Origin of the sequence: Porcincola sp. LCP21S3_C12, from assembly GCF_052118625.1 — a bacterium.
In the GTDB taxonomy this organism is placed as follows: domain Bacteria; phylum Bacillota; class Clostridia; order Lachnospirales; family Lachnospiraceae; genus Porcincola.
Genome location: NZ_JBQKGW010000037.1, coordinates 1 through 8,073, shown reverse-complemented (window position 1 = coordinate 8,073; position 8,073 = coordinate 1). Strand labels below are relative to the sequence as shown.

Annotated in this window: 10 protein-coding genes; 5 read left to right on the top strand and 5 right to left on the bottom strand. The window is 45.5% G+C overall.

The features are described 5' to 3' along the window. Positions 1 to 138: 138 nt before the first annotated feature. The 5 genes from glf (at position 139) to ACTQ1N_RS12215 (ending at position 3,348) form a co-directional block, all read left to right on the top strand. Positions 139 to 1,296: a UDP-galactopyranose mutase gene (gene glf / locus ACTQ1N_RS12235; protein ID WP_441956942.1), complete on the top strand. Its 1,158-nt coding sequence runs from the start codon at positions 139 to 141 to the stop codon at positions 1,294 to 1,296. 28 nt (positions 1,297 to 1,324) lie between these two features. Further along, positions 1,325 to 1,771, top strand: coding sequence for a VanZ family protein (locus tag ACTQ1N_RS12230; RefSeq protein ID WP_441956941.1), 447 nt, complete (start codon positions 1,325 to 1,327; stop codon positions 1,769 to 1,771). A gap of 335 nt (positions 1,772 to 2,106) precedes the next feature. Continuing rightward, positions 2,107 to 2,583: a hypothetical protein gene (locus ACTQ1N_RS12225; protein WP_441956940.1), complete on the top strand. Its 477-nt coding sequence runs from the start codon at positions 2,107 to 2,109 to the stop codon at positions 2,581 to 2,583. Positions 2,584 to 2,595: 12 nt separating this feature from the next. Further along, on the top strand, positions 2,596 to 2,712 hold the full coding sequence (locus tag ACTQ1N_RS12220) for a zinc-ribbon domain-containing protein (RefSeq protein ID WP_441956939.1): 117 nt from the start codon (positions 2,596 to 2,598) through the stop codon (positions 2,710 to 2,712). Between the two features lie 129 nt (positions 2,713 to 2,841). Next, positions 2,842 to 3,348, top strand: a complete 507-nt coding sequence (locus ACTQ1N_RS12215; protein WP_441956938.1) for a hypothetical protein — start codon at positions 2,842 to 2,844, stop codon at positions 3,346 to 3,348. Between the two features lie 410 nt (positions 3,349 to 3,758). Here ACTQ1N_RS12215 and tnpC read toward each other — a convergent pair whose 3' ends face one another. From tnpC to ACTQ1N_RS12190, 5 genes are all read right to left on the bottom strand, one after another. Then, positions 3,759 to 5,462: an IS66 family transposase gene (gene tnpC / locus ACTQ1N_RS12210; RefSeq protein WP_441956937.1), complete on the bottom strand. Its 1,704-nt coding sequence runs from the start codon at positions 5,460 to 5,462 to the stop codon at positions 3,759 to 3,761. Between the two features lie 36 nt (positions 5,463 to 5,498). Then, positions 5,499 to 5,837, bottom strand: a complete 339-nt coding sequence (locus ACTQ1N_RS12205) for a hypothetical protein (protein WP_441956943.1) — start codon at positions 5,835 to 5,837, stop codon at positions 5,499 to 5,501. Between the two features lie 103 nt (positions 5,838 to 5,940). Beyond that, positions 5,941 to 6,300, bottom strand: a complete 360-nt coding sequence (tnpB, locus tag ACTQ1N_RS12200) for an IS66 family insertion sequence element accessory protein TnpB (protein WP_441956936.1) — start codon at positions 6,298 to 6,300, stop codon at positions 5,941 to 5,943. Then, positions 6,290 to 6,685: an IS66 family insertion sequence element accessory protein TnpA gene (gene tnpA / locus ACTQ1N_RS12195; protein WP_441956935.1), complete on the bottom strand. Its 396-nt coding sequence runs from the start codon at positions 6,683 to 6,685 to the stop codon at positions 6,290 to 6,292. The genes tnpB and tnpA overlap by 11 nt, the downstream gene beginning before the upstream one ends. Before the next feature lie 91 nt (positions 6,686 to 6,776). Further along, a complete protein-coding gene (locus ACTQ1N_RS12190; RefSeq protein ID WP_441956934.1) occupies positions 6,777 to 8,021 on the bottom strand; it encodes an IS256 family transposase in 1,245 nt (414 codons plus the stop codon). Between the last annotated feature and the right edge of the window lie 52 nt (positions 8,022 to 8,073).

The window sequence follows — 8,073 nt, the reverse complement described above, 5'->3', positions numbered from 1 at the left end:
TTCAGCCGGAAGGAACCCGAGTCGACCGCTATGCTCCGCATCGCGGCCGACAGCTGGCGCAACCAGGCCGATTTGCTCCGCAAATCCGGCCGTTAGGCAGTGCAATATGCATATATGGCATGCCGAAGGGGGATAGTAATGAAATATGATTATTTGGTAGTTGGCTCCGGTTTGTTTGGGGCAACGTTTGCTCATGAGGCGAAGGCTGCTGGCAAATCAGTTCTTGTGATTGATAAAAGACCAAATATTGCTGGTAATGTATATACGGAGGATGTGGAAGGTATTCATGTCCACCGCTATGGAGCGCATATTTTTCACACCAATAATAAGAAAGTATGGGAATATGTGAACCGTTTTGCGGTTTTCAACCGCTTTACCAACTCTCCGGTAGCAAACTATAAAGGGGAACTTTACTCACTTCCATTCAATATGTACACCTTCAACAAGATGTGGGGAGTAGTTACGCCACAAGAAGCAGCTGCCAAGATCGAGGAGCAGAAGAAAGATTATATTGCGAAGAAGCTACAAGAAAGGGGGCTGCCTGCAGATGCACCGTTTGAGCCACAGAACCTGGAGGAACAGGCAATCTCGCTGATCGGGACAGATATCTACGAGAAGCTGATCAAGGGCTATACGGAAAAACAGTGGGGAAGACCATGCACAGAGCTGCCTTCTTTTATCATCAAACGTCTTCCAGTTCGCCTGACCTTTGATAACAATTATTTTAATGCGTTGTATCAAGGTATCCCAGTCGGCGGTTATACGAAGATGGTTGAAAAAATGCTGGATGGGATTGAGGTCCGACTGAATGAGGACTACCTGAAGGACAGAGAAAACTGGAATCAGTTAGCAGAGAAAGTTATCTTCACGGGACCGATCGATGCATATTATGATTATAGACTTGGAACGCTGGAGTATCGAAGTGTCCGCTTTGAGACGGAACTTCTTGATATACCGAACTTTCAGGGGAATGCAGCAGTTAATTATACGGACAGGGAGACGCCGTGGACTCGCATCATTGAGCATAAGTGGTTTGAATTTGGCAAAGATGCAGACGGAAACAATCTTCCGAAGACAGTGATCTCCCGTGAGTATTCTTCCGAGTGGAAGCCAGGAGATGAGCCATACTATCCGGTTAATGATGAGAAGAATGGGGCGTTATACCAGAGGTACAAAGAACTAGCGGATAAAGAGGGCAAAGTGGTCTTTGGCGGGCGATTGGGTGAGTATAAATACTACGATATGGATAAAACAATTGAAGTTGCGCTAAATATGGCAAAACGCGAATTGATGTGATATTAATGATTGAGGTGAATTTGATTTATTGTTTAAAAAGTACATTTCCATCCTACTTTTAATTTTAGCCATCCTTCTCATCATTGCCTTTACGCTGCAACCGGGTTCAGCGTCTGCTGCGCTTGCTATGCATTTTGTTAATGTGATTGCGAAGGTGAATAATAAATTGAATCACACCATGGCAGATTGGTATGCTTTCTACATTCTCGTCCGAAAGTTTGCCCATTCAGTTGAGTACTTGGTGATGGGAGTTACGTCAAGTTTCTTCTTCCTTGTGTGGGGAAAGAAACGTCCATATCTTTTGGCTATAGTATTCTGCGCGGTGGTGTCGATATGTGACCAGCTCAGTAAGATCGTTGTCCCGGGACGCGAATTCGACATTACAGACATTCCGTTCGATGTGATGGGATATCTGATCGGGATATTATTCGTGTATGTAGCAAGACATGAGTGGCATAAGTTCAAACAGAGGTGATGTTCCCACCTCATCAACTTCTCATTACCCGTACCTCCTCCGCATCCTGAATAAGTAACGCTGTAGCGACTATCCTAGCAATAGATGAATGGAGTAGGTTATGGCGGCACGGTAGAATAACAGTAGAACGGTTCCATGCTGTTGCACTGGCTAGGTACTATCCATCTCCAGGGGTGGGTCAGTTTTAAACGTTAAACATGGGTCAGTTTTAATTATAAATCAACACCACGGAATATTTTCATGACAGTTATTACGTTCCTATAAGTAATAATCCAGATGCATTGTAAACTGGATGTTATGCATTTGATCTTATAGACAAGAGGGTTATTAATTATATGAACCCAAAAGAAGGAATAGGCACTATGGATAAGGACATTGAAAAATACGAAGCCTATAAGGCAATGAAGATGAATTTGAATAAGGCAATGAAATCAGGTTTCTATTATCAGGCTATCTTTATTGAATATGCCATAATAGAAGATCGTTGTCTTTCGGCATTAAAACACGCAGGAGTAAAGTATGTTGACAGTAAGGGCTATGAGATCAAATTGAATGAGAAACTGCGTAAAATGAAGGGAAATCCGGCATTCCTTAATGATTATGTACGAAAGAGAATTACTTTAGAACTCATAGAGGAAATTGATTCGTGGAAAACCGACAGAAATCAGTTAGTACATGCTCTTGCAAAGATTCAATATAATCATGAATCGATTAAACAGATCGCAGAACGGGGACAGCTTCTAGTTGATACATTGGATAATAAAGTAAAAAGTGTAAATCGGTATTTTGATAAACAAAAAAGTGGTTATTAAGAGGAGCTTATTATGGCTATGATAAAGTGTACGGAATGTGGACACACGGTTTCTGATAAGGCAAACGCTTGTCCGGAATGTGGCTGCCCCGTTTCAGAGATACTACACGTTGGTATCAGGCACCGTTAAGAAAGTTTTATTAATATTACAAAAGAATTGCGGACGTTGTCATGAAGAATCTGGAATCTATTGAGTACCCTGTCTGGTATGACTGAGCCTCGGTTCAGGTATATTGGAGACGATATAGGATGAATCATTATGCTGCAAGTTATCTCTAATATTTCATCTATTATTACAGCTGTAACTTTTATTGTTTATCTCGTAGGACGATTAATTCGTATCAGCTTCTCAAAATATAACACTCATGAAAGATTTACTGTTTATGAACGACAAAAGACCGGAAGAGATATAGAGGAAGAAACGAATTATCTTGAGATTTCTGCAATAGGAGACGAGTTTATTCTCGAAGCTGAGAATGATGTCAGGAGAATAACCTTCTTCCGCTGCGAGCTTGAGGATAACTTCAGTAAGATCAAATCGATGGTTAAGATAGGTGAGTGGGGTCACCTCAGTGCTCATGAAAAGCTGTATATCAGATGCGACTTTGGTGAATTTCTGCCATTCATTCGCATAGAGATTGAAAGACTGGATTTCGCAAGGGTATCATTCAATATAAATGAGAGCGGAAAAAATGGGGACTTGGTCGCTTATAATTATAAATACACTACCGGAATAAAGGGATTTCTGTATTACTTTTTTCAGTAGTGGATATGGCGGACATAATGGTCTCCGGATTCCGCAATACTGAGGAGATAACGCGGTGACAGTGTGAAAGTTTTTCTGTAAAAAGCCTTCTATGATGGTGAATGGTTGAGCCGACGAGCAGATTTCTGCCTGTCGGCTCTTGATTAACTATTAACAAAACGGCAGACGCGTGTCAAGGGCACCAGCACAAGCTGGTGTTTATTTTACCCTTTACATGCAGCTGGAGTTTTTGTTATTCAGGCATACGCCCTTCGTAACCGGTAGATAGTTGATGCATTGACAAAGGTGAAAAAAGCGTCCCAGCGATGGGACGCTTTCATGTTCAAAGGTTTGCACTTTGCACTTTTTGTGGGATGCACGAAAAGTGCATATTTCTCCAGCGTTTTAGGAGGTCGGAAACAAGGCTTCCGTTACGAGGCCGGTTTCCACTGCATCAGATTTTTATTCAGCTCAGCAATCGTCTGCCGTTCGTAGGAGCGGTAATCCTCTGTCCACGGCATGAGACTGTCGAACGATTGAGGCGCCGGTTTCCCTCCGGATGCTTCAAAGAGGGCTGGAAGTCGCTCAAAGAGATATTTCAGGTAATAGAGTGGCACTGCTCCGTTCGCTTTGGCTGTCTCCGTCAGAGAATAATAGTAGCCAAGCGTTATTGCACCATCTATGGAGTCGATACATTTCCAATTGTTCCGCCCTAAGGAGAAGGGGATGATTGCCTGCTCGCAGCTGGAATTATGAACCGGAACTTTGCCGTCCTGAAGGAACACCCGGAAACCGTCCTCCTGATTTTTCATGTAATTCACAGCTTCGTAAAGCTTGCTGCTCTTGTCAAAGTCGGAATCCGGAAGAGAATGAAGAAAGTCGAAAAGTTCGTTGACGATCGGCATTGCTTTTTCCTGACGCGCTGCCAGCCGGCTTTCAGCATCAAGATCTTTCAGTTCTCTTTCCAGTTTGAAGATGCGGTCGATCATCCGGACAATGCGGCAGGACAGGATCTCGTTTTGTTCTTCTTCCGAGAGGGTCTTGAAGCCCGGGATTGCCTTGATGATGTCCGTGAAATTCCGCCGCGCGTGAGTATAGCAGTTCGCTATGATCGTATCTCCTTCTTTCTCCTTTGCAAAGGTCTTATAGGAAACATATGCATCGCAGATGATGACAAGGCTTTTGGCATCCCCGAACAGCTCACGGAGTACATCCGTCGATCTGGTCTCGTCAAACCAGAACACAATGATCTGCGGAGCATCCAGGAGAGATGAAGTCCGGAACACCCATTGGCGGCATTCCTTCCGCTCTCCGGATGGAGTACGGGCGACCGTCAGAAAGGTTTCGTCCGCATGCAGATATCTCTGCGCTTTCAGCAGATCCAGCATCCGGCAGACCAGGGGGCCTATGTACTGGAAGCCGATATCGATGCACCATCTTGCCATGGTCTGCCGTGTGAGCGGGAAGCCATTGCGGCCGAAGTCCTGGGATATCCGGTTCATGGGAAGCTGAAGGACACAGCGGTCGTTTACGATCTCTGCCAGAATGTCCGGAGTCATCAGAGACCCGGCTTTCATCTTTCCTATGTGCCGGACCGCTGTCACGATCTTCCCGCCGCCCCGGTATACATGGATGTGATAACGCCTGATGTAGTGAGTTACCGGGAGAGAGCATACCACATCGTATGTCTTCTCGAAGTTTGGATCATCCTTGTACGAAACGCCTTCGCCGAAGGTCTTCACAAGCTCTTCAGGTGTGAGTTCGATCTGCTCATCGACCACAGTGAGATTCTTCTTTACTTTGTCCGCACATCCGGCGTGTCTGACAGGGTGATTTTTCTGGACTTTGTCCGTTTGCTCTGATTCACCGCTTTTCTGTTCCGTTGCTTTTCCATCCGGTTTCTTCTCCTGGCTGTGTCCGGTCAGAGACGAACTCTTCTCCGTGGAGCGGCCGAAACGTTTGACCAGGCTGATCCGGTACTTTTCTTCCAGGTCCGGCAGATCATAATCCCGCAGGTGTTCAAAGCGGTCCTGCAGGAGGCAGTACGCCCATACAAGTGCTTCGGGATCAAGAGCGCGCAGGTCGTCTTCCGTATAATGAGGGAAACGGTAATCCATCGTTTTCTTTGTCCTCATAGACGGCCTCCTTCCTTCGTCCTCTTTCACATCCCTTTATTCCGCAACGATCGTCCGTATCTTTCGGATCATCTGGTCCCGGCTGCAAAGTTCCTCTTTCAGCTGTCTGATCTGTTCTTTCTGGCTGTTGATCGTGGCTTCGTACTCAGAAAGCTTCAGGTTCAATTTCTCAAGCTCCTGGGCCTTGGACTCATCACCTGCCGGGGCACCTGTTTTCTTCTTTTTTGTAGGTACAATCTCACCGGTTTCAGGGTCAATCTTGCCGATCAGTTTTCGGTCGGACCGGTGCTGTTTTCGCTCTTTGTCCCAGTAAGAATGCGATTCATAGACGTATGTCGTCCCTGTTTTTTTGTTGTATTGCTTGATGATTGCCATCCCATTGCCTCCTTATGTAGTGATATATTTATTATAGTTTATAACTACATAAATGTCAAGCAAAAGAGGTGATAAATTTCAATATTTATCACCTCTTTTTTCGTCAGGCTATGTACTTGGGATGGCTCTCATTGATGCCCTTTTCAATCGTAAATCCATCCATGAGAAGCCGGTATTGTTCTTCGGTCAGCGCTTTCAGCTCGTCCGTATTCCTTGGCCACTTGAACCTGCCGTCACTGAGGAGTTTGTAGAGAAGCAGGAACCCATCCCCTTCCCAAAGAAGACCTTTGATCCGATCCGTGCGGCAGCCGCAGAACAGAAAGAGCGTCCCCTTGTCATAAGGATCCAGATGAAACTTTGTCTTCACGAGCGTCGCCAGCCCCATGACCCCATACCTGAGATCGGTGCGCCCGCAGGCTATGTACACCTTCTTAAAAGTGTTGCCGGTCGCGTCATTGAGCATGGCTGATCACCCGTATCACTTTCTCCAGGCATTCTTCGGAAAATCCATCCTCGACGCGGATCTTAAAGTTTCCCGATTCCAGAATGATCCCGGCTGCAGTGCTTTCCTGTTTGCGTTCAGCGGGTGGCCTCAGCTCTGCGAAGACCGGAACAGGGGCCATCATCTTTGCGGAATCCTCCTCTGGAAGTTCCAGCGGAGGTTGAAAACCGTTTTCGACTAACGTCTTGTAAGTGCTGTGCATCACCTGTTTATGCCAGTAATAGTAGCTGCGGATGGATATCTGATTTGTTCTGCACCATTGCTCAACCGTCTTGCCGCTGGTATTTGCTTCCCGGATAATACTTGTCCAATGGGCAAGTTTCATTGCATGCTTTTCTTCGTTCAACGCAGGACTCCTTTCAAAAAGATATCCTCAGATTTCTGAAGACAGCTTAAGAAATTTGACCCGGTGCTTCAAGACACTCGCTATCTACCAGTTACCGCCCTTCGTACATGATGGCCATTTCTCCGTAAACCTTTCCCCAGTTACGGATCGGCATGGTCCATTTTTTCGTGGCTTCGAAGGTTGCCAGATACAGGGCTTTCAATAGTGCCTGGTCACTTGGAAAAACGCTCCGCTGCCGGTTAAGCTTGCGGTAGGTGGAATTCAGACTTTCTATCGCATTTGTAGTATAGATAACAGTACGTACATCGGGTGAAAACTTGAAGATAGGTGTGATTGCATCCCAGTTTGTTCTCCAGGTTTTCATTGCACGGGGATATTTCTCAGACCATTTTTCTTCTACTTTGTCCCGGATTTCTGCAGCGCTGTCTGCGTCCGGGGCATGGTAGATTTTCTTCAAGTCAGCTGCGAACGGCTTGCGATCCTTGTCCGCAACATACTTAAGCGTGTTACGCACCTGGTGCACGATGCAGCGCTGGTACTCGGTCTGAGGAAATGCTGTTGAGATTGCCTCCTTTATGCCTGTAAGGCCATCTGCACAAATGATCATAATATCTCTGACTCCGCGGTTCTTAAGCGAATTAAGTACGGAAAGCCAGTATTTTGCACTTTCGTTCTGGCCTACATCTATCGTAAGGACCTCTTTACGGCCCTCTAAATTAATCCCAAGGGTAACATAAGCTGCAAGCTTGCGGATAAGGCCGTTATCTCGTACAGAATAATGGATGGCATCAATGTAAATAACTGGATATACCTCATCAAGAGGCCTGTTCTGCCACTCCTCGATCTGCGGCATGAGCTTATCAGTTACATCCGAAATAAAGCCTTCTGAAGCTTCAAAACCATAGATATCCATGAGGGTATCCGAGATCTGGCGGGTTGTCATCCCTTTTGCGTACATAGAGATGATCTTCTGATCAATGTCAGAGATATCCTTTTGACGCTTTTTTACAACTTTTGGCTCGAATGTTGAGTTCCGATCCTGTGGTACGTCAATAGTCATAGAGCCATAGCTTGTATTTACTTGCTTTTGCTTAGTGCCATTACGGTAATCGCTTTGGTCAGAACGTTCTATACACTCGGACTTGCCATATCCAAGATGATCGTCCATCTCGGCTTCCATCATTTCCTTGATGGTACCGCCAAGAAGATCTTTTAGAGCGTCCTGGATATCCTCTGCAGTTTCAATGTCATACTCCTGCAGGAGCTGCTGAATGATGGCACGCTTGCCATCAGTCATTACGACATGGTGAACGGGTTGCTTTTCTTTTCTTGCCATAAATCAAGGCCTCCTATGAATTAATGTATCATAGAAGGCCCCGCTTATTAAC

Excerpts from the sequence above, each read along its gene's own strand:
- glf (WP_441956942.1), top strand. The coding sequence starts at position 139 with ATGAAATATGATTATTTGGTAGTTGGCTCCGGTTTGTTTGGGGCAACG.
- ACTQ1N_RS12225 (WP_441956940.1), top strand. The coding sequence starts at position 2,107 with ATGAACCCAAAAGAAGGAATAGGCACTATGGATAAGGACATTGAAAAA.
- ACTQ1N_RS12220 (WP_441956939.1), top strand. The coding sequence starts at position 2,596 with ATGGCTATGATAAAGTGTACGGAATGTGGACACACGGTTTCTGATAAG.
- ACTQ1N_RS12215 (WP_441956938.1), top strand. The coding sequence starts at position 2,842 with ATGCTGCAAGTTATCTCTAATATTTCATCTATTATTACAGCTGTAACT.
- tnpC (WP_441956937.1), bottom strand. The coding sequence starts at position 5,462 with ATGAGGACAAAGAAAACGATGGATTACCGTTTCCCTCATTATACGGAA.
- ACTQ1N_RS12205 (WP_441956943.1), bottom strand. The coding sequence starts at position 5,837 with ATGGCAATCATCAAGCAATACAACAAAAAAACAGGGACGACATACGTC.
- tnpB (WP_441956936.1), bottom strand. The coding sequence starts at position 6,300 with ATGCTCAATGACGCGACCGGCAACACTTTTAAGAAGGTGTACATAGCC.
- ACTQ1N_RS12190 (WP_441956934.1), bottom strand. The coding sequence starts at position 8,021 with ATGGCAAGAAAAGAAAAGCAACCCGTTCACCATGTCGTAATGACTGAT.